The 22467-nt window shown below is 65.5% G+C and carries 18 protein-coding genes and 1 pseudogene; 9 read left to right on the plus strand and 10 right to left on the minus strand.

Annotated elements, in window-relative coordinates; all coding sequences use genetic code 11:
* Positions 1 to 73: 73 nt before the first annotated feature.
* The 3 genes from HB681_RS16480 to HB681_RS16490 are packed head-to-tail and all read right to left on the minus strand — an operon-like array spanning position 74 to position 3209.
* Positions 74 to 1063, minus strand: coding sequence for a tyrosine-type recombinase/integrase (locus HB681_RS16480; RefSeq protein ID WP_213955924.1), 990 nt, complete (start codon positions 1061 to 1063; stop codon positions 74 to 76).
* Positions 1060 to 1965 carry a tyrosine-type recombinase/integrase gene (locus HB681_RS16485; RefSeq protein ID WP_213955925.1) on the minus strand — a complete coding sequence of 302 codons (906 nt, stop codon included), beginning with the start codon at positions 1963 to 1965 and terminating at the stop codon, positions 1060 to 1062. Before HB681_RS16485 ends, HB681_RS16480 begins: the two co-directional genes overlap by 4 nt.
* Complete coding sequence (locus HB681_RS16490) at positions 1962 to 3209, minus strand: site-specific integrase (RefSeq protein WP_213955926.1); 1248 nt, start codon at positions 3207 to 3209, stop codon at positions 1962 to 1964. The genes HB681_RS16485 and HB681_RS16490 overlap by 4 nt, the downstream gene beginning before the upstream one ends.
* Before the next feature lie 183 nt (positions 3210 to 3392).
* Here HB681_RS16490 and HB681_RS16495 point away from each other — a divergent pair.
* Positions 3393 to 4382: pseudogene (locus HB681_RS16495) on the plus strand (IS91 family transposase); the annotation flags it as partial.
* Between the two features lie 420 nt (positions 4383 to 4802).
* On the opposite strand, the gene HB681_RS16500 reads toward HB681_RS16495, so the two are convergent.
* Entirely contained in the window at positions 4803 to 5729 is a 927-nt protein-coding gene (locus HB681_RS16500; protein WP_213955927.1) for a LysR family transcriptional regulator, read from the minus strand.
* 156 nt (positions 5730 to 5885) lie between these two features.
* Between HB681_RS16500 and HB681_RS16505 the strand changes: the two genes are divergently transcribed.
* The 8 genes from HB681_RS16505 (at position 5886) to HB681_RS16540 (ending at position 15934) form a co-directional block, all read left to right on the plus strand.
* Positions 5886 to 6737 carry a fumarylacetoacetate hydrolase family protein gene (locus HB681_RS16505; protein ID WP_213955928.1) on the plus strand — a complete coding sequence of 284 codons (852 nt, stop codon included), beginning with the start codon at positions 5886 to 5888 and terminating at the stop codon, positions 6735 to 6737.
* A 16-nt stretch (positions 6738 to 6753) separates the two neighbouring features.
* On the plus strand, positions 6754 to 8832 hold the full coding sequence (locus tag HB681_RS16510; protein WP_213955929.1) for a hydantoinase/oxoprolinase family protein: 2079 nt from the start codon (positions 6754 to 6756) through the stop codon (positions 8830 to 8832).
* Complete coding sequence (locus HB681_RS16515; RefSeq protein WP_213955930.1) at positions 8829 to 10628, plus strand: hydantoinase B/oxoprolinase family protein; 1800 nt, start codon at positions 8829 to 8831, stop codon at positions 10626 to 10628. The genes HB681_RS16510 and HB681_RS16515 overlap by 4 nt, the downstream gene beginning before the upstream one ends.
* Before the next feature lie 14 nt (positions 10629 to 10642).
* Positions 10643 to 11011 (plus strand): hypothetical protein, encoded by a 369-nt coding sequence (locus HB681_RS16520; protein WP_213955931.1) that lies wholly within the window; start codon positions 10643 to 10645, stop codon positions 11009 to 11011.
* 2 nt (positions 11012 to 11013) lie between these two features.
* Positions 11014 to 12108, plus strand: a complete 1095-nt coding sequence (locus HB681_RS16525; RefSeq protein ID WP_213955932.1) for a GTP-binding protein — start codon at positions 11014 to 11016, stop codon at positions 12106 to 12108.
* A 29-nt stretch (positions 12109 to 12137) separates the two neighbouring features.
* Positions 12138 to 13550 carry an MFS transporter gene (locus HB681_RS16530; protein ID WP_213955933.1) on the plus strand — a complete coding sequence of 471 codons (1413 nt, stop codon included), beginning with the start codon at positions 12138 to 12140 and terminating at the stop codon, positions 13548 to 13550.
* A gap of 86 nt (positions 13551 to 13636) precedes the next feature.
* Positions 13637 to 14614: a tripartite tricarboxylate transporter substrate binding protein gene (locus tag HB681_RS16535; RefSeq protein ID WP_213955934.1), complete on the plus strand. Its 978-nt coding sequence runs from the start codon at positions 13637 to 13639 to the stop codon at positions 14612 to 14614.
* Between the two features lie 24 nt (positions 14615 to 14638).
* Positions 14639 to 15934, plus strand: coding sequence for a porin (locus HB681_RS16540; protein ID WP_213955935.1), 1296 nt, complete (start codon positions 14639 to 14641; stop codon positions 15932 to 15934).
* A 207-nt stretch (positions 15935 to 16141) separates the two neighbouring features.
* On the opposite strand, the gene HB681_RS16545 is transcribed toward HB681_RS16540, so the two are convergent.
* From HB681_RS16545 to HB681_RS16570, 6 genes are all read right to left on the minus strand, one after another.
* Positions 16142 to 16606: a cupin domain-containing protein gene (locus tag HB681_RS16545; protein ID WP_213955936.1), complete on the minus strand. Its 465-nt coding sequence runs from the start codon at positions 16604 to 16606 to the stop codon at positions 16142 to 16144.
* Between the two features lie 203 nt (positions 16607 to 16809).
* Positions 16810 to 17550 carry a protein phosphatase 2C domain-containing protein gene (locus HB681_RS16550; protein WP_213955937.1) on the minus strand — a complete coding sequence of 247 codons (741 nt, stop codon included), beginning with the start codon at positions 17548 to 17550 and terminating at the stop codon, positions 16810 to 16812.
* Positions 17532 to 18911, minus strand: coding sequence for a type VI secretion system-associated FHA domain protein TagH (tagH, locus tag HB681_RS16555; RefSeq protein ID WP_213955938.1), 1380 nt, complete (start codon positions 18909 to 18911; stop codon positions 17532 to 17534). The genes HB681_RS16550 and tagH overlap by 19 nt, the downstream gene beginning before the upstream one ends.
* Before the next feature lie 13 nt (positions 18912 to 18924).
* Positions 18925 to 20433: a serine/threonine-protein kinase gene (locus HB681_RS16560; RefSeq protein ID WP_213955939.1), complete on the minus strand. Its 1509-nt coding sequence runs from the start codon at positions 20431 to 20433 to the stop codon at positions 18925 to 18927.
* 27 nt (positions 20434 to 20460) lie between these two features.
* Positions 20461 to 21333, minus strand: a complete 873-nt coding sequence (locus HB681_RS16565; protein WP_213955940.1) for a DUF3365 domain-containing protein — start codon at positions 21331 to 21333, stop codon at positions 20461 to 20463.
* 50 nt (positions 21334 to 21383) lie between these two features.
* Positions 21384 to 22376 carry a FecR family protein gene (locus HB681_RS16570; protein WP_213955941.1) on the minus strand — a complete coding sequence of 331 codons (993 nt, stop codon included), beginning with the start codon at positions 22374 to 22376 and terminating at the stop codon, positions 21384 to 21386.
* Between the last annotated feature and the right edge of the window lie 91 nt (positions 22377 to 22467).

Genomic DNA, 22467 nt, shown 5'->3' on the forward strand with positions numbered 1-22467 from the left:
AGACTCCCAATACGGGGAGTTCGGCGATCAAAGGCGCGTCAAGTCGTGGCGCTCGCATCCATTCGCTCCCCATTTAATGCCTCGTCCTGAGCAGCGCAATGAGTCGGTCCGGCGGCCTGAACTTGCCCTTGCGCAGATGCGGCGGCACGACGGCCTCGATGGCCTCGAGCTTTTGGCTGGGGTCGGCTCGAACGTAGATCTCGGTCGTGGCCAGGGTGCTGTGCCCCAGCCACAGAGAGACCTTGCGGATGTCCTGCGTCGCCTGCAGCACGATCATCGCGCAGGTGTGCCTCAGGACATGGGGCGAGATCTGCTTGCCGCGCAACGACGGGCAAGCGGTACTTGCGGTATCGGCGTGGCTGCGCAGGACGTACGCGACGCCCCAGCGACTGAAGGGCTCGCCGCGCGCGTTGACGAACACTTCAGGTGCGGCGACCTCGCCGCGCACGGACAACCAAGCTCGCAATGCCGACGCTGTCGGCTTCCAAAGGGGCAAGGCTCGCTCGCGACGGCCCTTCCCAAGCACGTGAATGCTCTTGCACTGCGCCGCGACGCCGGACATACGCAACCCCGTCAATTCCGAGACCCGCAGCCCGGCGCAGACCGCCACATGGAGCATGGCCCGATCGCGAATTCCTTCGCGGGTCGTCGGATCCGGCGCATCGAGCAAGGCTTGGAGCTCCGCTTTGTCCAAGTGGGCAACCAGCCGGGTGTCGGTCTTCTTGTAGGGGATCGCGAGGATGCGGCGGGTCTGCTCGAGCGCGCCGGGTTCGCGATGCTGCACAAAGCGGAAGAACGATCGGATCGCCGCCAGACGGATGTTGCGCGTTTGCGCCGAGTTGCGGCGTGCACTCTCGAGATGCTCGAGAAACGCGGCGATCAAAGGCGCGTCCAGCTGCTCCAACATCAGAGCCGATGGCACCGTCTTGAGCCTGCGGGCAGCGAACTCGAACAGCGACTGGAAGCTGTAAGCGTACGAATCGCAGGTGTGCGCACTGGCGGCACGATGGCGAGGAAGGTGCTCGCGCAGAAAGGCCTCGATATGCGGCGCCAGGGAGCTCATGGGTGACCTCCGCTCAGATAGGCCTCGCCGGCTGCGGCGATGTCGGTCAACAGTTCCGGCGTCGATTCCAAGTACCAATAGGTCGAGTCGATGCTGACGTGGCCGAGATAGGTGGTCAGCGCCAGCATGTGCTGTCCAATGCGTTGGCGGCCGGCGGGCGTTGACTGCAGTGCACGCAGGGCGAACGTGTGCCTGAGCTCGTGGAGCCGTGGGCGATGCCCGCGCAATGGCGCTATACCCGCAGACTGCGCCAGCCTGCCGAAGACTCGGTACACGGTCCCGTATTCCAGTGGCCGACCGTCTTCGTTGACGAACACGTGGTCCGTGGCGAGACGCAGGGCGCGACGCTGCGCCAGATACCGCCCGAGTCCCGCCACTGCGGTCTCATGCAGCGGCACCAACCGGGTCTTCTGGAACTTGGTCTTGCGGATCAGGAGACCGTCCGGCGTCACGTCGCCGTAGCGCAAGTGCAAGGCCTCGGAGATCCGCAGACCGGTTGCGGCAAGCAGGCTGATCAGCGTCGCATAGGTCTGCGGCCGAAGGGCGTCACCTGCAGACAACTCCGTCGCAGCCATGATCAGTCGATCGATCTCTGCGGCTGTGTAGATGCGAGGGACGCGGCGGGACTTGCTATGGCCGAAGTGATTGGGCGGCGGCAGGTCGTGTTGGGGGTCTTCCATCCGCACGTGCTCTGCAAACTGGCGGACGGTCTGGTAGCGGGTATGCCGTTGAGCCGATGACGGCGCTCGACTGGCCCAGTCGATCACCGTTGCCGTGCGGATGTGTGGTTGCTGACGGTCGGAGGCGAAGGCCGCAAAGCTGCGCAGCAGGTACTGCGCGTTGCTCAAGACGAAGCCTGCACTGCGTCGCAAGGCCAAGTACCGGTCGATGGCGGCGATCATGGATGCGTCCCCGGCCATGGTTGAGCGACGCCGCGAAGCAAGACGACATCGACCTTGGCGTAGTAGGCGCTCATGTCGATGCTGCGGTGGCGCAGGACCAAGCCGATCTGGTCGAGCGGGACGCCACTGCGCAACATCTGCGTGGCCGCCGTGTGCCGCAGCAGATGGGCGCCCTTGACCGGAGCCTTCACGCCGGCGCGCTGCAGGGCGTGCCTGACCACAGAAGAGACGCCGTCGCCGTTGGCAAACGGGGTGGACGGCGCCCGGCTGCGCAGGAACACGTGATCCGAATCGCCGCCCGGCAGGCGGCGTGCAAGATAGGCGAGCAGCGCATCACCGACTTCTTGCGGCAAGGGAAGTCCCACTTCATAGCGGCCCTTGCCCGTCACCCTCAAGATGCCATTGCGCCAGTCGATGTCGCCGAGACGAAGTTGAGCCACGTCCCCCGCGCGCAGGCCCAGCCGCGACAACAGCAACACGATCGCGCGGTCGCGCAGCCGCCCTCGCGTCATCCCATCGCACGCCGCGATGACGCGCGCCAGTTCGTTTTGCGACAGACAGCCTGGCAACCGTGCCAGCCGCCAGCTGGCCACGGCGGGAACAGCCAGAGCAAGGTCGTCACGCGACTCGCCCGCGAAGCTGACGTAGCGCAGGAACGCCCGCAGCGAGGTGATGAGCTTCTGCGTGGTAGGAGGCCCGCACCTGGCGGCACGCCCGAGAAGGAAGTCCCGTACTGACTGCGCAGTCCAGCTCGCGACATTGGCGCCGAGTTCGTGGATCAATTCGATGGCGCCGCGGCTGTACTGCCTCAGCGTCGGGTCGCTTGCCCCGCGATGCACACGCAGCCAATCCCTGAAGGCGGTCACGATCGCCGGCTCTGCGAGATCAGCGTCTGAGATCACAGGGTCCTTGCAGACTCCGAGTCGAACCAAATGTCGGCGGAACAGCTTCGCGCCGAAGCTCGCGTGGTACCCGGTCGCTCCGCCGTTCGATCGCGGACAGCGACAGCGAGCAAAGTGGCGCCCGAATGCCGCCAACGTTCCAGCATCGACATCGGCCCAGGCGTCACCCTCGAGATAGACGAACCAGCCCAGGTGAGCTGCCGACCTCAGGTAGCGAACCGCGCTCGCGTGAGCGTAGCCATCGCGTTCGAGCGAGTCTGCGAAGCCGTCGATGTACGGGGCACTCGGGCCGGCACGCAGGCGACGGAGCGTCTTGGGGGCGCGGAAGTAGCTGTCAAGCATTGAGATCTCCTGGGTTGGGTTGAGCCATGAATGGCTCGATGACCGTACCCAGGTCGCCGAAAAAATGGTGAGCTGCGCGCGGCAAGCGCTCGCTCGAGTCCAGGGAAACACCACGCCTCGACTTCCTCGAACTCCCCGTATTGGGAGTCTCCCCATAATGCACGTTCTGGAGAGCTCTCCAGAACGTGCAGCAATCGGCACTGCCCCAAGTGCCAGAGCGCGGCGGCGCAGCGCTGGCTGGAGGCCCGGCAGGTCGATCTGCTGCCGGTGGATTATTACCACGTGGTGTTCACGCTGCCGGCGCAAGTGGCAGACCTGGCGTACCAGAACAAGGCCGCGCTGTATGGGCTGTTGTTCGATCTGGCGGCCGAGGTATTGCAGACCATCGCTGCCGATCCGAAGCACCTGGGCGCCAGGATCGGCGCCACGCTGGTGTTGCACACCTGGGGCTCGGCGTTGACCCACCATCCGCATGTGCACGGCATCGTGCCCGGTGGTGGTCTCGCGACCGACGACAAGACCTGGGTGCCGTGCCGACCTGGCTTCTTCCTGCCGGTGCGGGTGCTGTCAAGACTGTTCCGGCGGCGCTTTCTCGAAGAGCTGGGGCGGCTGCACGCCGGTGGCAAGCTGCGGTTCTTCGGCGAGCTCGCCGCACTGGCCGATGCGCGCACTTTCAAAAACTGACTGGCACCGCTGCGCAAGGTCGAGTGGGTGGTCTACGCCAAGCGTCCCTTTGCCGGCCCGCAGGCCGTGCTGGCCTACCTGTCGCGCTACACCCACCGGGTGGCGATCTCCAACAGCCGGCTGCTTGCGATGGACGCGCGCGGCGTGACGTTCCGCTGGAAGGACTACCGCGCCAAGGGCAGGACGCGCCACAAGGCCATGACGCTGGAGCCGGCGGAGTTCATGCGCCGGTTCCTGTTGCACGTGCTGCCTGCAGGCTTGCACCGCATCCGGCACTACGGCCTGCTGGCCAACGGCTGTCGCAAAGCCAGCCTGGCGTTGGCGCGCGAGCTGCTGCAGGTTGCCCCAGAGCCAGTCGCGCCGGACAGTGACACTGCTGCGTCGGCCCCGCCAGCTGCCACCTTCATCTGCCGGCACTGTGCAAGCCCGATGTGCATCGTGCAGATCTTCACGCGCGGCATGGCCATTCGCGCACCGCCACCGCGATGACCGCCGACAAACCAACACCACGCCTCGCGCCGATCAGCCAGTGGCTTGCATCGGCTGGGCACGCACGCGCGTGGCGGTTCAAACAAGAGCCGCGGCCGCCTGCACGAGCTGCTGCGCTGGGACTCCTCGCGCAACGGTTGGGCTCCAAGCGAGCCCAGCAACCTCGTCAATCACCACGGCGTGCCCGTCCAGCACCGCACCGTGCTGCTCAAATCCCCATAGACCCCTGCGTCTAACAACCGCTGCGCCTTGGTCCGCGGTTTCCTCCCTCGAGGCTTGTGCGACACCTGCCCTCAGGCCGTGGCCGATCCACGCCCGGCTGGTTGCCGGGCAGGTATCCCACAACCCTAAACAGTTGCAGTCTGTCAATCTTGAGTGCTGCACTGCGGCTATGTGGGCGAAAGCGGCTCTTCATCGCGCTCATCCCAAAGGTTCCAGCTCGGTAAGCTGGTTGCCCCAAGACTCCACCAACTCCTGGATGACTTCGGCGACCACGCGACAGGCCGGCGAGAGCTTGCCCTGCTTTGGAAACGCCAGCGTGACGTGCCGGATCATGTCGGGCTTGACGAGCTTGCTGGCTTGCAGCAGGCCGTCTTGAATCTCGGCGGTGATCGAGTACGGGCCCAGTACCGTATACAGACCCCGGCTGTGGGCCACCAGTTCTTTCTGCACCGTCAATGAATCCGCCTCCGCGATCGGTTCGAGTTTGAACCCCTGGCTGCGCGCGGCCTCGTCGAGCGCATTTCGCCAATGGCTGGGGCGCCGGGGCAGTATCAGCCGCAGGCCCGACAGCCGCGAGAAGTTCACCGTGGGCCCTTGCGTGATCTCGTCGCCCGGTGCCGACACCAGGTAGGTGTGCGCGACGCTCAACAGCTTTTCGTCGCGCGCGTTCGGGCGGTTGAAGCGAAATAGGATGGCGAGATCGACGGCTCCGCTGTCCAGCATGGTGTCGAGTTCAGTGCCTTGAGACTCGGCAATGTTGAGACGAATGCCGGGATGCTCGACTTGCAATCGCTCGAACAAGCGCGTCATTAGCGGGTGCGCGGCTGAGGGAATGACGCCGAGCCGCACTTCCCCGAGCAGCTTGCCCGACTCGGCGCGCAATTCCTCCTCCACACGCTCTGTTTCCTGAAGCCAAGAGCGCAGCCGCAATGCCGCGCGCGCGCCGAGTTCGGTAAGCGCCACGCCCCGACCTGTGCGCCGGAACAACGCCCCGCCAAAGGTCGATTCAAAGTCGCTGATCTGCCGACTGATGTGCGACTGCACCGTCTGCCTTCGCGCCGCGACCTTGCTGAGACTGCCCGCATCAACGACTTCAAGGAAGAGCCTGACGTTCGAGATGTTCATAGGGAATACCCGCGCGTGCCATGCCAAATATGGCAAGTCTGATTCCTCTGGATTCTATCTATGCGAAGAGCTGGCCGATTTCTACATTTGCTCTACGCGCTGAGGGCACACGACTTACCCCGAGTCGACCCGCAGCGATGCATCCGAGGAGACACCTTGAAACTTGTCAGCTTCCAACACGCCGGCCAGGCCACTTACGGTGTGGTCCAGGGCGACCGCTACCTGCAGCCGCCAGCCAAATTCCTGAGCCGCTTTCCGGACCTCGCCTCGGTGCTGCGCGCCGACGCGCTGGTCGAACTAGAGAAGGCCGTCGCCGCCGATGGCACCGCGATCCAGCCGTCAGCCACGCAGGCGCTGCCGGTTATCCCAAATCCGGGCAAGCTCATCTGTGTGGGCCTGAACTACAAGACCCACGTCGCCGAGACCAAGCGCGCCGACAGCGAATACCCATCGCTGTTCCTGCGCTTCAACGACACGCTGGCAGCGAACGAGGACGTTGTGCTGCGCCCCTCGTTCTCTGAGCGTTTCGACTGGGAAGGCGAGTTGGCCTTCGTGATCGGCAAGGGCGGGCGCCACATCCCGAAGGCGCAGGCGTTCGAGCACATCGCCGGCTATGCCTGCTTCAACGACATCAGCGTGCGTGACTGGCAGCGCCACACGCACCAGTTCACGCCGGGCAAGAATTTCCCCGGCACTGGCCCCTTCGGACCCTACCTCCTCACGCGCGACGAAGTACCCGATGTCACCCAACTGGCGCTGGAAACGCGCGTCAACGGCGCTGTGATGCAGAAGGCCACCTTGGGCGACCTGATCTTCGACATTCCCGTGCTTGTCGAATACATCTCGCGCTTCACGCCGTTGTCGCCCGGCGACGTGATCGCCACCGGCACGCCCGGTGGCGTCGGCGACCGACGCGAACCACCGCTGTACATGAAGGACGGCGACGTGGTCGAGGTCGAGATCACCGGCCTGGGCGTACTGCGCAACCGCATCGGCGTCGAAGCCTGAAACCCGGAGACACCAAATGAACACTCATCCCGCACTGCGCATCGCCGTTGACATCGGTGGAACCTTCACCGACATGGCGTCCTTCGACGAGGCCAGCGGCAAGCTCTTGTTCGGCAAGGCCCTGTCTACGCACGGCGCGCTCGTCAACGGTATCCAGGCGACCATCGACAGCGCAAAGATCGATTGGCGCGACGGCCACCTCTTCTTGCATGGCTCAACCATCGCCATCAATACGCTGCTGGAGCGCACGGGCGCCAATACGGCGCTGCTGATCACCGAGGGCTTTCGCGACATCTACGAGATCGGGCGCGTGAACCGGCCAGACGCCTATAACCTCTTCTTCAACAAGCACCAGCCGCTGGTCAAGCGTTCCCTGCGCTACGAAGTGGCCGAGCGCCTGCGCGCAGATGGCAGCACCCACAAGCCGCTGGACGAGGCTGCAGTTCGCGAACTGGCACGTGAACTGAAAGGGCAGAACGTAGACGCCGTGGCAGTGCTACTTCTGCACTCCTACCGCAACCCGACGCACGAGCAGCGCGTCAAGCAGATCCTGCAGGAAGAAATTCCGGGCGCCTTCGTGTGCGCCTCGCACGAGTTGAGTCAAGAGTACCGTGAATTTGAGCGCGTCTCCACAGCAGTAGCCAACGCCTATGTCGGCCCGCGCGTGTCCGAGTATCTGGGCCAACTGGAGACACATCTGTCTGACAAGGGCTTCGACGGCGACTTCTACATCGTGCAATCGACCGGCGGCCTGTTCCCCGTCGAGCACGCCAAGGTCGGTTGCGTGCGCATGCTGGAATCTGGCCCTGCGGCCGGTGTGATCGGTGCACAGGCCATCTGCGAGCAGCTCGGCATGGGCGATGCGATCGCTTTCGACATGGGCGGCACGACTGCCAAGGCCGGCGTGATCAGCGAAGGCCGCCCGCTCACGACGGGCTCGGCGTTGATCGGTGGCTACGAGCGCGCACTGCCAATCCAGATTCCGATGATGGACATCCACGAAGTCGGCACTGGTGGCGGCTCGATTGCCCGCGTAGAGACAGGCAACGCGCTGCGCGTAGGACCGCAGAGCGCCGGCTCCATCCCCGGCCCGGTGGCGTATGGCCGTGGTGGCAAGGAGCCGACGGTAACCGACGCCAACCTGTTGCTCGGCCGGCTGGATGCCGAACATTTCCTGGGCGGCGAACTCCAGCTTGACCTGGACGCCTGCACGCGCCAGATGGCCGAGCGTGTGGCGGGGCCGTTGGGCCTGGACCCTACCGAGGCGGCCGACGGCATCCTGCGTATCGCGGTGACGCAGATGTCGCACGCCGTGAAGGCCGTGACCACCGAGCGCGGCCTGGACGCCGGCAGCTTCACGATGGTGGTGTATGGGGGCGCCGGCCCGCTGCACGCCTCGGCCATCGCTCGCGAAATCGGCATCCGCAAGGTGCTGATCCCCTACGCGCCGGGCTACTTCTCGGCCTACGGCATGTTGTTCTCCGACTTGCGCTACGACTACGTGCGCTCGGTGTTCCGCAAGCTCAATGACGTGTCCTTCGAGGAGATCGAAGAGGCGTACAAGAAGATGGAAGACGAGGGTCGTGCGGCCCTCGCGCAGTCCGGCATCAAGGCCGACGGCGTGGTGATCGAACGCGCAGCCGACATGCGCTATGTCGGACAGGAGCACGCCGTCACGGTGGACCTGCCGCTGGCTTACTTCGAGGGTCGCGACCGTTCGGCCATCAAGCAGCAGTTCGACGAACTGCACAAGGTGCGCTACGGCACCTCGGCGCCAAAGGAACCAGCCGACCTGGTGAGCTTGCGCGTGACCGTGCTGGGCACCATGAAGAAGCCGCCGAAGCACAGCGTCGCAAAGGGCACCGCTACGCCGGACAAGAAGGCCGTGCGCGCCACAAAGCCGGTCTACTTCCGCTCGGGTAACTGGGCCGACACGCCTGTCTACATCCGCGACCTGCTGCTGGCAGGCAACGAGATCGCCGGCCCGGCACTGATTGAGGAGCACGCCTCCACCACTGTCGTGCAGCCCGGAGACTCGCTGCGCGTGGACGAACTCGGCAACCTTCAAATCGCCATCGGGAGCGACAGATCATGAGCACCAACCAAAGCAGCAACGTCAATGTGGCGATCGACCCGATCACCGTCGAGATCATCCGCAACGGCCTCTACGCCGTGACGGAAGAGATGAAGACAAACCTCACGCGCACCGCCTACAACCTCATCATCTACGAGGCGTTGGACTTCACGGTCGGCCTGTTCACGAAGGAAGGCGACACGGTCTCCATCGGTCTGGGTCTGCCGATGTTCATCCGGGGCATGTCCGAGACCGTGAAGGCCAAGATCCGCCACTTCGGCTACGAGAACATCCTGCCGGGCGACATCCTCGTCACCAACGACGCCTACACCACGGGCAGCCACCTGAACCACTTCACGTTCACGATGCCGGTGTTCCACGAGGGCAAGCTCGAAGGCTTCACATGCTGCATGGCGCACTGGCTGGACGTGGGCGGCACGCTGGGCAACGTGACGACCGACATCTTCAGCGAGGGAATCCAGATCCCGATCATGAAATACCAGCGCGAAGGCGTGGTCAACCAGGACCTCATCGACATCATCGCGATGAACGTGCGGCTGGCTGAGCGGGCGCTGGGCGACCTGCGCGCACAGATCACGGCGATCACCACCGGCGAGCGCCGCTACGCCGAATTGCTGCAACGCTACGGGATTGACGCAGTAAATGGCTCGATCCGCCAGATCATGGATTCGTCGGAGGCGGTGGCTCGAAAGAACACGCTTTCCATCCCTGACGGCGTGTACGAGGCTGAATCGTTCATGGACGACGATGGTCTCGAGATCGGCAAGCGCATCCCGATCCGAGTGAGGGTCACGGTCACGGGCGACGAGATGACCGTGGACCTGTCGGAAGTGAGCAAGCAGGTGCGCGGCTTCTACAACTCGGGCTTCACCACCGGCATCGCCTGTGCGCAGGTGGCCTACAAGTGCCTGACCACGCCGACCGACTATCCAGTCAACGACGGGAGCTTCCGGCCGCTGAAAGTCATCATGCCGATGGGCACCGTGATCAGCGCCGAACGACCGTACCCGATGCGCGTATGGATGACCTTCCCGATGACGGTGATCGACACCATCTTCAAGGCCCTCGCCCCTGCGATTCCACACCGCTCCATCGCCGGCCACCATGCCGACCTCGTGTTCCCGAACATCCACGGGATCTCCCCGGAGGACGGTCGCCTGTTCATCGTGGGCATCGGCCCGCTCGGGGGTGGGTGGGGCGCAAAGTCGGGAGAGGACGGCGTATCGGTCACGGTGTGCATCAACGACGGCGACACCCATAACAGCCCGACCGAACAGCTCGAAGCCAAGTACCCGGTGCTCGTGGAGAAGTACGAGATCCGCCAGGACAGCGCCGGAGCGGGCCGCCAGCGCGGCGGGCTGGGTGCGGAGATGGTGGTGCAGGCGCTCTCGCCCTTCACCGTGACCACCCGCATCGACCGCGTGCACTGCAAGCCTTGGGGCCTCGAAGGCGGCACCGACGCCATGGGCAACGGCCTGGCCGTGCGCCACAAGGGCGAGTGGAAGACCGACCACCTGAACGCCAAGATCTTCAACGTGCGCCTGGAACGTGGCGACGCCTACAAGATGCTCTCGGGCGGCGGCGGCGGCTTCGGTGATCCCCTGGAGCGTGATGCGGAATTGGTTGCCGAGGACGTTCGCGAAGGCTACGTGAGTGCCGGCGTGGCACGCGAGGTGTATCGCGTCGCACTGGACTCGCACGGACAGGTTGCCCAAGAAGCTACGAAGGCGTTGCGCAGTTCGCCGCGCTCGGTGCGCAACGGCACGACAGAAACGCTCGCCTGGGACGGGCAATGAGCTCCGCCGCCGTCATGGCCGACGACATCGCACAGCGCGCAGACGCGATGCTGAGCCTGTGGAGCTCACTGTCGATGCGCCACATCGCGCTGGGCTCGGCCTGCGCCTGTGGCACCGGCGGCGTCAGCCTGCGGCTCGACGACTTCGAGCTCGACATCGTCGGCTACCTGGAGGACGCGGGCTTGCGTTCTGGCCTGGAAGAGGTCGTCGGCTTCTTCAATGCGCTGCAGCAGGCCAGTCAGCAGGCACAGCCGTTGCGCCGCTTGTTGGAAGACGCCATGGAAGAGCGTCTGCCGGAAGCGGTCGGCGAATGGCTGCTGCCGAAAGTGGAGCGGACCCTGCGTTCCTTCGCCGAGCTGCACGGCCCTGGCGAGCGGGGCTGAACATGGCCGGCCATTTCTCATCCCTGCTCACGGCGGACGCGCAGACCGGCGAACGGGTGCCGGTGACGGTGCTCACCGGCTTCCTCGGCAGCGGTAAGACGACGCTGCTGAACCGCCTGCTGCAGCAGCCGGACCTGCATGGCATGGCGGTAATCGTCAACGAATTCGGCGAGGTCGGCATCGACAACGATCTGATCACGAAGACCAGCGACGACACCATTCTGCTGGCAAACGGCTGCATGTGCTGTTCTGTGCGAGGGGACCTGGTGGCGGCAATGAATCGCCTTGGCGAACGCACTGATCCGCCGCTCCAACAGGTGCTCATCGAGACCAGCGGACTGGCAGACCCCGGCCCGATCCTGCGCACACTGATGGGCGACGCGGCAATCCGCGGTCGCTTTGCGCTGGCCGGCGTCGCATGCACGGTGGACGCCGTGCTCTGCATGGGAACGCTGGACCGGCATGCCGAATCCGTCCAGCAAGCGGCTGTCGCGGACCATCTGTTCTTGACCAAGACCGATTTGCTGGAAAGCGGCGCCCCCTCGCCTGACCTACTGGCGCGTCTTCGCGAGATCAATTCCGTGGCGAAGCTGCATGTGGAGCGCGACGCACAGCCACAGGCACTGCGCGGGCTGGTGCAGTCACCGAAGGACAGCAGCGAGGTGCCGGCGGGTGCGATGTACTACCGGTCCTCTCAAACCGCCGCGGACGCGCCGAAGGATGCAACACCGGCCCACCGAGACGGCATCTCGTCCTTCGTCGTGGAGCGTGAACAGCCATTGCCGCGCGATGCCTTCTTTGCCTGGCTGGACATGGTGATCGCGATGCGCGGCGAAGACCTGCTGCGCGTCAAGGGCCTCGTGCATTTGGCAGATGAGCCGGAGCGTCCCATGGTGATCCATGGCGTGCAGCACCTGTTCCATCCGCCCGAGTTCCTGCAAGCGTGGCCGGGACAGGACCGGCGAACCCGAATCGTCTTCATCACCCGCGGCGTCGATGCGCAATCGATGAACGAGACCCTCGACGTGCTGGTGCGCAGGCACATGCGCCGAGCCTCGCAGATCGACGCATCCGCATCAACCCAAACCCATCCGTGATAACAACAACTGAGAAAGCCCGAGACATCATGAAAGTCGATTCATTCGCATTGACGCCTGATCAGGGCGCCGCCAGGCAGGCAGCTCATCTGCTGTTCCGGATCGAGAACGTGCCGTTCAGCCGATGGCACACCAAGGCGCGCATCATCATGGGCAGCGCGACGTTCTTCGATGCCTTCGACGCGCTGGCGCTGGCCTTCGTGCTACCGGTGCTGATCGGCCTGTGGCACCTCAGTCCGCTGGAGGCGGGCATGCTCATCGCCGCGGGCTACGTGGGCCAAGTCATTGGCGCTCTGGTCTTCGGCTGGGCCGCCGAGCGTTTCGGCCGCGTCCCCAGCATCACGACCACTGTGGGGGTGATGTCGGTCATGAGTATCGCCTGCGCATTCGCGGGCAACTTTCAGATGCTTTTCGCCCTGCGCTTCCTGCAGGGGATCGGCGTCGGCGGCGAGGTCCCTATCGCGGCCGCCTACATCAACGAGCTGTCGCAGGCCAAGGGGCGCGGGCGCTTCTTTCTCCTCTACGAGTTGATCTTCCCGCTCGGCCTGCTCGGCGCTGCGCAGGTGGGGGCCTTTGTCGTGCCACGCTTCGGCTGGGAATACATGTTCCTGGTCGGCGGCATCCCAGGCTTGCTGATCCTGTTTTTCATGGCGCGCTTGCCGGAGTCGCCGCGCTGGCTCACATCGAAAGGCCGTTTTCAGGCGGCCGAGCGCGTGATAGAGGGGCTCGAGTCGAGCACCGCCAAGCGCAGTCTCGACGTCGAGCGCGACAAGCTCGAAATCGAATCGCGGGTCACCGCGCTCGCCGTCGGCCTCGTGGATCGCAAGAAGAGCTCCTGGAAGGAACTGTTCTCGCCGCTGTACCGGCCACGCACGCTGGTCGTGTGGGTGCTCTGGGCCTCGTCGTACTTCGTCGCCAACGGCATCAACAACTGGTTGCCCACGCTGTACAAGACTGTCTACAACATGCCGCTGCAAGAGGCGCTGAGGATGGCCTCGCTAACGAACGTGCTCAGCACCTGCGCTGTGCTCGCCTGCGCGCTGCTGGTGGATCGCGTCGGCCGGCGCCGGTGGGCGATGGCCAGCTTCCTGCTCAGCGGCACGCTGCTCGGGGTGCTTGGGCTGCTTGGCGCCAGCAGCGCCTGGTCAGTCGTGATCCTCGCGTCCTCGGCCTATGCGGTGATGGGCACCACCACCGTACTGCTGTACCTCTACACGCCGGAGATCTACCCGACACGGATGCGGGCGATCGGCACCGGGCTGGCCACGTCCTGGCTGCGCGTGGCATCGGCGATCGCTCCCGCGCTGGTCGGCGTGGTGCTATCGACCAACGGCATCGCGACGGTGTTCCTGATGTTCGCGGCCGCCACCATCGTCGGACTCATCGCATCAATGCGCATGGTCGAGACCACCAATCGCGCGCTGGAAGACATCTCACCCTGAACAGACTGCACCTCTTCGCAGGCGCCGTTCATAGGCGTCATGGCGCAGCACTGCCCACTTCTTCACTTGCATTGATCGGAGACACCATGAAACTGCCGAGAAGAGCCATCTTCGCGACTGCCGCGCTTGTCGCATTCGCCGTCGCACCGGCTTGGGCACAGCCCGCCAAGTTCCCTGATCGCATGATACGGATCGTGGTGCCGTTTGCCGCCGGCGGGGGCGTGGACAGCATGGCGCGGCTGCTGGCCAACCAGTTGACGACCCAACTCGGCGTCGCCGTCATTGTCGAAAACCGCGCCGGGGCCAACGGCATGCTGGGCGGCAAATCCGTTCAGACTGCGCCGGCCGACGGCTATACCTTGCTGTTCTCGGCCGCCACGCACGTGTTGGCCAAGCAGGTCATGAGCAACGCCTCCTACGATCCGCAGGCCGATTTCGCGCCGATAGCGCGAGTCGGTGAGGCGCCCTTGATACTCGTGATTTCGCCGCAACTCGAGCCGCGCAAGCTGGGCGACGTGCTTACCGCGGCGAAGCAGCAGCCAGACAAGTGGTCCGCCGCGATTCCCGCCGCCGGCGCGCCGAGCCACCTGGCGACCTTGCTGATGGCCAAGCAGGCCAACGTCAAGCTCACCTACGTTGCCTACAAGGGCACGCAGCCCGCGCTGGTGGACGTAGCGGGCGGGCACGTGCAACTGCTGCTCGATTCGATGATCTCCGTTCACCCACTCGCCAAGTCGGGCAAGGTCCGGCCGATCGCCATCACCTCCAGCAAGCGCAGCCCGCTCGCGCCGGACGTGCCGACGGCGCAGGAGAGCGGCTTTCCGGGACTGACCTACGCCTCTTGGTACGGCGTCTGGGCACCCAAGGACACCCCCGCCGATCGCGTGCAGCTTCTCAACACGGCCATCAACCTGGCCGTCGCCGAGCTTGCGAAATCGGGCGCGCTCCTGAACCTCGGCATCGAACCCGTGGCGCAAGACCCCGCGCAATTCAAGCAATTCATCGCGACTTACGTCGCCCAGAGCGCCGAGCTCCTCAAGGGCGCCGGGTTCAAGCCCGAGTAATAAACAACATCACACGGAGATCCCATGAAAAAAACCATCCTCGCCGCGTCCCTCATCATTTGGGCCGCTGGCGCTTCCGCGCAATCATCGGTGACGCTCTTCGGTGTCCTGGACACAGGCGTCAGCTACTACAAGACGACGAGCGAGTTCTACAACAACACCACCCGGGTCATTCTTCCTCCAGCGTTGGCCAACGAAGTGGGTACGCATCAGACGGTCCTGTCGAACAGCAATACGCTGAACAGCCGCCTCGGCTTTAGGGGTACGGAAGATCTCGGCGGGGGCTTGTCGGCAGGCTTCTGGCTAGAGTCTGGCCTCGCCACCGACTCTGGTCTTGGCAACGGGCCCGGGGGGACGATCATTTTCAACCGTCGATCGACTGTGAGCCTCTCCGGAGGATTCGGTGAAGTTCGTTTGGGTCGCGACTTCACTCCCACTTTTTGGAATGACTCGATCTTCAGCCCCTTCAGCACCATTGGGGTCGCCGCAAACGTGATCTCGACGGTAGGCACCAACCTCGCTGTCGTCAAAGGCCCTGGATCCGCAGTGGCCGCCTCCGATAACTATCTGCGCACAAGCAACAGCATCGGCTACTTCCTGCCTCCAGATTTGGGCGGCTTCTATGGTCAACTCCAGTACGCATTCCCGGAAAACATCAGTCAGAGCAATGTTCCAGGAACTCCGTCTAACAAAGGTCAGTTCTACGGCGGTCGCGCGGGCTACGCCTCGGGAGGGCTGGATGTCGCTGTCGCCTATGCCGTGAGCGATGCTGCGAACACGACGGGCTTGAATCCAGCTGGACTTCCGACATTCATCAATCTCGACGAAAAGATCAAGACCCTCAATCTCGGTGCCTCGTACAACTTTCAGTTTCTGAAAGTCTTTGGCGAATTTTCACAAGTGAAGGATGAATCCAGATCGACAACTCCCAATCCATTGCTTGGTCTGCTTGTGACACGTGGCAGCGGCAAGTACACGGGCGGTCTCCTTGGAATTACTGTTCCCGTGGGGCCTGGCCTGATTAAGGCTGCATATTCGACGGTCAAGTTCGACAACGCCTCAGGTTCCGCGACGCCTTTCGCTCCGAAGCGGGACGCCTCGGTTGACAAAGTTGGCCTCGGCTACGAATACAACTTCTCGAAGCGAACCGCTGTCTATGCAACTGCCGCCTATATCCGCGTCAAGGACGGCCAGAACAACTCGAGCATCATGGGCGCAACCACAGGGACCGCGCCCTATATATCAACCGGAGCCGGCGTTTCCGGCTATGCCCCGAGCAAATCAACGGGTTATGACTTTGGCATTCGGCACTCCTTCTAGCACCGTTTCGCAGCTCGATCACGGAGTAGCCGTTACAAGGACCCTTCGGGCGCGGTTCGGTAGCTGGGCTGCGTTGCCGGAGTGGTGAGTTCGATCAACGCCAGCTTTGAACCGAACCGGCAGTTCGGTCCATAAGTTTGAACGGCGGTTCATGGCCGCATGCTGCCGCCCGAGTGAACGCCGTGTCGGGGACGAGCCGCCCCAAATTCACGAAGCCAGGAACTCAAGGCCGTATTTCTCGGCGATATCCTTGGCCTCCTGCGATGCCTGGCGCGTCGGGCTGCCCGTATCGAGCGCTGAGACTTCGGCTATCAAAGCATCGAAGACTCCACCGGGCGAACTGATGATGAGCTGGCGGCCTACTTCCGGCCCTGTGCTCAAGAATCCGTGCGGTGTGCCCCGGGGCACAAACACAACGTCCCCAGGGCCCAGCTTGAGCAGCTTGCCGTCGAGGCGAAAGTCGTAGTGCCCTTCGCAAATGACAAATGTCTCGTCGTATGTTGCGTGGCGGTGATAGCCAGCACCAGAGTCCGGCGGCTCGATGGCTTCGCAGACCGTATATGCATTCCAGCCCCCTGCAGCGGTCGTCTTGAAGGTCATCGTCATCCTGCCGAGCTTGTAGCTCCTACCTTCGCCCGGCTGAAAATGCGTGGGATGCATCGCTCTTTCCATCGTCACCTCCGGTTGGACTGGATACGAAAGCGCTTCAAGAAGGAAGCTGCACCGAGTATGCGCCGGATGCCAGCGGCCGGTGTTTGAGGCGCGGGCGACAAGCGGCGCGGCAGGAGCGAGACTTGTCCGTTGGTCGCGTTCTTGCGCTCCGCGACGAGGTTCCACGCCTTGTCCGCACCCGCCTGGGGCAGTCCCCCGCCTGCTTACCCCGCCTCGCACCAGATCGCCAGCGCTGAATAATTGTCCTGGTCGCTGCGCCCCGCCCGCCGCACGCCCTCTTCCAGGCGCTCCAGCCAGGCCTGCACGCCATCGCAGCCGACCACGCTGCCCGCCATCGCCCCATCGTCGAAGGCCGACCAGAGGCCGTCGGAGCACAGCAGCACCGCATCGCCACACGCAAGCACTTGCGGCGTCAGCAGGCACTCCATGTCGAAGCCGCCCGGCGTGCCCAGTGCGGAGGTCAGCTGCCCCGCCTCGGCGGTGCTTGCGGTGAGCCCGGCGTCACGCAGGGACTGTTCGAGACTCTGGTCGCGCGTGCGGCCCAGCAAGCGGGCGCCATGCCAGCGGTACAGACGCGAGTCGCCGGCATGGGCCCAGAGCGCCTCGCCGCTGTGCAGGTCGAGCAGCAGCACCACGATGGTGGTGCGCATGTCGGAGGTCGCGGTGCCGGCCACCTGTTGCGCGATGACGGCCTGGTTGGCCCCCTCCACCAGCGACTGCAGCGTCTCCAGGCTGACCTCGGGCCGCATCGCGAAAGATTCCAGCACATGCGTCACCGCGGCACGCGACGCCACCTGCCCTCCGCCATGGCCGCCGGCCCCGTCGCACAGGGCGGCCACCAGCGAGTCGGCGCCCAGCCAGTAGCCGAAGGCGTCCTCGTTGCGCTCGCGCCGCCCCACCTCCGACAGCGCCGCCAGCGAGACGCTCAGCGCGCCGGCGGCCATGGGGGTTCCAGCGGCGATGGGTTGGTGTCGTCGTCGTCGCGCGACTGGGCTTCGTAGGCGCGCACGAACTCGCGGCCGAAGATGGTCTCGAAGTCATCGTCCAGGTGCTCGAGCAATTGCGCATGCTGCGTGCAGTGGCGCTGCCAGAGGGCCGCGGCGCGCAAGGAAGGCAGGCGCCGCGTCATGCCGTGCGCCGGGCCTTCCATGGTCTCGGCCGCCTCGGGGCTCAGCCTGGAGAAAAGCTCGAACACCGCGGCGCGCATGCCGGCCACCATGGCCACCTGGTGCACCAGCAGGTCGTGATGCGCATCCTGCAGCGCCGCCACCGGATCGAGGAAGCCCGGGCTGGGCTCGCGATGCAGCATGCGCGTCAGGGCTTCGGTCGCGTTCGGCGAGAACTTCAGCGGGTTGTTCTGGCGCGGCGCGATCACCGTGCCCTCGGCGCGCATGTGGCGCTTGGCGACCGCGCGGCTCTTCAGCAGCGCGAGCGTGCCCTCGGCGGTGGTGCGCAACAGCTCGCCGAGATGCTCCATCCACTCCGGTGTCATCGGCGCCACCTCGGGGCTGAGGCCGGCGCCGCGACTGAAGGCCTCCGCAAGTTCGTGCAGTTCCGGCGAACGGGGCGCGGCGGCCGGCGCCGGCCTCGGCGTCGCCATGGGCGCCGGGGCCTGCAGGGGTGGCGGCGCAGGCGTTGGCGCAGTCGATGGCGTAATCGTCGGCGCACATGCCGGCGATGCCCGCGGCGTGCCCGCGAGGGTGCGCAACATGCCCGGTGTTCCGGTGCGCACGAAAAGCCGGCTGGTCTGCCACGACACAACCGCGCTGTCCGACGACGACTCCGGCTGCGCCTCCGACGCTGGCTGCGCCGTCGATGACGGTGCGGCCCGCAACGGCTGCGGCGCCCCCACGCGCGCCTGCGCTACCGGAGGCGATGGTTCGGCCGCCGACGGCGCGAGGGCCGGCAACGGCGAGGCTGAAGCGAGCGGATCGCGCACGCTCTCCAGATCGAACCAGCGGTCCAGCCGCGCGCGCGGCGCAGCCGGCGCCGCGACGGTCTCCACGGCCAGCTCGAAGCCGCCCAGGCGCATCCTGTCGCCCACCGCCAACGACATCTCCCCGCCCGGTGCGACCTGCGCCTCATTCACCCACAGCGGCGAATGGCTGCTGACACAGCGCACGCGCGCGCCCTCCCCGATCGCGACCACCATCGCGTGCTGGCGCGACACCATGCGCAGCGGATCGGCCAGCACCAGCCCGCAATCGACCGAGCGGCCGATGACGAGTCCCTTGGTCGGCAGCGCCAGCGCCGTCTCGTCGGGGACCGTGGCGCCGGGGCGGCGTGTGACGCGCAGTGCGATCACGGCGGGCTAACCTTCAGCCGAGGGCGCGCCACAGGTCGGCCTGCACACGGCGGGCGTCGACACTGGGCGTGAGTTGTTCGAGGACCTGGGCGACGAACTGCTCGCGCGTCGCAGACTTCGCGGCGCAGCGCTTGGCGACGATGCGCGCGATCGGTCCCATGGAGGAAACCAGCGCGGCAGCCGCCTTGTCGACGTCGCCCTGGCGCATCGGTACGCCGATGGGCGCGTCGACCTGGGGCACGGTCGCCTGGAAGTGGGTGGCCGCCACCGTCGCCGTGGGGTGGGTCCGTGGCCCGGCGGCGCGGGCCAAAAAGCGCTCCCGCGCCTCGAAATCGACGATCGCGCCGGCCACGGCATGCCGCACTTCCGATTGCGAGCTCAAGCCGCGCGCGGCGCGGCGCACCAGCACGCGCGCCACCGCGCCCACGTGTTCGGCCAGCTCGCGTTCGATTTCCGCCAGCGCCGCCGTGTCCCACCCGGTGGGCGCCGGAACCGATGGCGGGCTGGTGCCGGGCAGCGATGCGACTGGCGCATGCAACGGCGGTATCGGGCTCGTCCGCGGCTGCAAGGATGGCGGCGAGGACGAGGATGGCGGCGGCGTGTACGGCAAGGGCGAGTCCCGCACCTTCGGGGCGGCCCGCGTGGCGTCCGCGTCTTCGAGCAGCGGCGGCAGCAGCAGGTGGGCCGGAAGCACCTCCGGCAAGGTTTCCGTGGCCAGCGCGAGCAGCGCCGTGCGCATCGCCAGCGCGCTTGCGTAACGCTCCGCCGGATTCTTCGCCAGCGCCCGGTCGAGTACCGCATCGAAGGGCGCGAGCGCGGGCTCCTTCGCCTGTTCGCTCAGCGGCTTGTGCGCTTCGTACACGATCTTGTACATGATCGCGTCGTCCGTGCCGACGAAGGGCGTGGTCCCGCTCAGCATGCGGTAGAGCAGCACGCCCGCGGAGAAGACATCGACGCGGCGGTCGATCTCCCGGTCGGTGTACTGCTCGGGCGCGATGTAGCCGGGCGAGCCGATGATCGAGGTGGCCCGGGTCAGGTTCGAGGATTCGGTGCGCGCGATGCCGAAGTCGGTGATCTTGAGACGCCCGTCGTCGGCAATCAGCAGGTTCGCCGGCTTGATGTCCCGGTGGACGATGCCGCGCTCGTGCGCGTAGTGCAGGCCGTCGAGCAGCTGCAGCATCACGCACAGCACCTGCGGCACCTCCAGCTTGCGCGGCGCCTGCACATACTCGCGCAGGTTCCGTCCGGCCACGTACTCCATGACGATGTAGGCGCAGTCGTCGTCTTCGCCGAACTGGTAGACCGGCACGATGTTGCGGTGGGTCAGCCGCCCCGCCGCCTTGGCTTCCACGCGGAAGCGCGCCGCCACGCTGGTCTCGTCGTTCGATTCGAGCAGGCGGCGATGGATCGTCTTGATCGCCACGGGGCGGTCGATCACCGGATCGTGCGCCAGGTACACCATGCCCATCGCGCCCTGTCCGATAACGCCGCGGATCGGGTACGGACCAACATTGGAGGGCACGGACATAGGGCTGGCGGACCTCAGGCCTCAGGTATCGATCATCTTGATGGCCTGGTCGAGGCTGTTGCGCATGCGCGCGAACGACTTCGCCAGCGTCCCGATCTCGTCGCGCCCCTTCGAGTTGAATTCCGGCACGTCGGCTTCGCCCAGGCTCACGCGGTTGGCCACCTTCGACAGCGCCGTCACCGGCCGGATCACGAGCAGGTAGAGCATCACGTTCAGCACGACGCCGATGGCCACGAAGATGCCGATCAGCGATCCCATGAACACCTTGAAGGTCTGCTCGGCGCGCGCCAGCGGCAGCGCCATGGGCACCGAGACCACCTGCGCGCCGATCACCTCGTTCAGCTGCCAGCCGAAGCCATTGGCCGGGCCGTACTTGTCGATCAGCGTGCGCGGCGCCGCTTCCACGGTGCTGTGGCAGGCCAGGCAGGCGCCGTTGGTGATGCGCAAGGGCCGCGCGATATAGAGCGCCCGCCCGGTGCCCGACTCGCGTTCGCCCACGAACTCCTTCTGGTCGGCCTGGGTGCGGAAGCGGTTCACGATGTCGGCCTCCCAATCGACCGCCCGGTCGCGCGGGTTGGTCGGGTTCAGCGTGGCTTCCTTGTAGGTGTAGTCGGGGAAGGTCTTGGACAGGGTGGCCAGCACCTCGGTGGCGGAATAGGCGGGGACCGTCTGCGGCAGGAAGGTGTACTTCATCTGCGTCTCGAGCAGCGGGCGGATCTGGTCGTTGGTGTAGGCGCGGATTGCTACCGCTTTTTCCATCGTCAGGCGGGCGTGATTCAGCACTTCCTGCTTCGCATTGCTTTGCAGCAGGTCGTGTGAAATCTTGCCTGCGCCGAGCACGCCGGCAATGAAGACAACCAGGAAGATCAGGTTGAACTTGAACAGTAGGCGCATGGAATTCTCCGGTCAGTGGTCCGCTGAGTTGCGGCTCGACGTGCAACGGTTCACTGGGTTTTGTCCCGCGCGGCGTTGGCGTCCCTGGCATCCCTGGCTGCGGCAGCGGCCGCGGCTGCTGCCGCAGCGGCCTTGGCCCGCGCCGCTGCTGCAGCTGCCTCCCGCGCGCGGCGGCGCTCGGCCTCTTCGGCCAGGCGGCGCGCATAGCCTTCGGGGTCGGCGTATTGCTCCCATTCCGGGTGCTGCGCCAGGTCGGCCTTGGCGCCCGCGCGGAAGGCCGGGTCGGCGGCTGCGCGCGCCTTCCACAGCGGCAGCAGCGGAAGCCGCAGCGCCGGTTCGGTGCGCAGCCACGGAGCGACATCGGCATAGGCAATTTCGCCGAGCGCCTTGGGTGGCACGTTGCGCCTGGCGAACTGCTCGCCGCGCGAGGGCAACTTGTCGCGGAACTGGCGCGGCACCTTGCTCAGGAACTCGGGCGTGGCGCGCGACGCTTGTGTCGGCGAGGCGCCTTCACGCCGTTGCGCGAAGTCGCCGGCGGCCAGTTGTGCGCTCGGGCCGTCGCGCACCGAGAGCTTGGCGGCGCCGCCTTCCAGGAACACCTCGTATTCCGCGCCCTTGGTGTAGACCACGGTGGTGCCGGCCTGCGTCGCCAGTTCAAAGGCGGGGCTCATATAGCCGAAGGGCGCAGGGGCAGTCGTCTTGAGCCAGCCCTCCAGCAGGTACAGCGGTTGCGCCGTCATGCCCTTGCCCACGCGAGGGCGCAGCATCAGCCGCGTCGACTCGCCGATGCCGACCAGAACGCCCCCGGGCAACTCGATCTGGGCGAATCCGCCCGGCGCCGTCTCGATGACGTCCTGCTCGTTGAGCTGCACACCCTCGGCCAACGTGTAGCGCGTGGTCTGGCGGACCAGCGTGGCGCCGCCCTCGACGATGCCGACGAAGCTGGCGGCTTGCGCCGATGGCGGCGTGGCGCCAGGGGCTTGCGCAAATGCCAATGACGCCGCGAGCAGGTTCGCGACGCACAGAAGCAGGAACCCTGACAAGAACTTCGTGGGCCGCAACACCTGACTCCGCTGGCATCGAAACAATCGATTGAATCTGGTTGTAAGCCAGATTGACTAATGTCAATATTAG

The sequence above is a fragment of the Variovorax sp. dw_954 genome, assembly GCF_018449755.1.
In the GTDB taxonomy this organism is placed as follows: domain Bacteria; phylum Pseudomonadota; class Gammaproteobacteria; order Burkholderiales; family Burkholderiaceae_C; genus Variovorax.

Excerpts from the sequence above, each read along its gene's own strand:
- HB681_RS16480 (WP_213955924.1), bottom strand. The coding sequence starts at position 1,063 with ATGAGCTCCCTGGCGCCGCATATCGAGGCCTTTCTGCGCGAGCACCTT.
- HB681_RS16485 (WP_213955925.1), bottom strand. The coding sequence starts at position 1,965 with ATGATCGCCGCCATCGACCGGTACTTGGCCTTGCGACGCAGTGCAGGC.
- HB681_RS16490 (WP_213955926.1), bottom strand. The coding sequence starts at position 3,209 with ATGCTTGACAGCTACTTCCGCGCCCCCAAGACGCTCCGTCGCCTGCGT.
- HB681_RS16500 (WP_213955927.1), bottom strand. The coding sequence starts at position 5,729 with ATGAACATCTCGAACGTCAGGCTCTTCCTTGAAGTCGTTGATGCGGGC.
- HB681_RS16510 (WP_213955929.1), top strand. The coding sequence starts at position 6,754 with ATGAACACTCATCCCGCACTGCGCATCGCCGTTGACATCGGTGGAACC.
- HB681_RS16515 (WP_213955930.1), top strand. The coding sequence starts at position 8,829 with ATGAGCACCAACCAAAGCAGCAACGTCAATGTGGCGATCGACCCGATC.
- HB681_RS16520 (WP_213955931.1), top strand. The coding sequence starts at position 10,643 with ATGGCCGACGACATCGCACAGCGCGCAGACGCGATGCTGAGCCTGTGG.
- HB681_RS16525 (WP_213955932.1), top strand. The coding sequence starts at position 11,014 with ATGGCCGGCCATTTCTCATCCCTGCTCACGGCGGACGCGCAGACCGGC.
- HB681_RS16530 (WP_213955933.1), top strand. The coding sequence starts at position 12,138 with ATGAAAGTCGATTCATTCGCATTGACGCCTGATCAGGGCGCCGCCAGG.
- HB681_RS16535 (WP_213955934.1), top strand. The coding sequence starts at position 13,637 with ATGAAACTGCCGAGAAGAGCCATCTTCGCGACTGCCGCGCTTGTCGCA.
- HB681_RS16540 (WP_213955935.1), top strand. The coding sequence starts at position 14,639 with ATGAAAAAAACCATCCTCGCCGCGTCCCTCATCATTTGGGCCGCTGGC.
- HB681_RS16545 (WP_213955936.1), bottom strand. The coding sequence starts at position 16,606 with ATGGAAAGAGCGATGCATCCCACGCATTTTCAGCCGGGCGAAGGTAGG.
- HB681_RS16550 (WP_213955937.1), bottom strand. The coding sequence starts at position 17,550 with ATGGCCGCCGGCGCGCTGAGCGTCTCGCTGGCGGCGCTGTCGGAGGTG.
- HB681_RS16565 (WP_213955940.1), bottom strand. The coding sequence starts at position 21,333 with ATGCGCCTACTGTTCAAGTTCAACCTGATCTTCCTGGTTGTCTTCATT.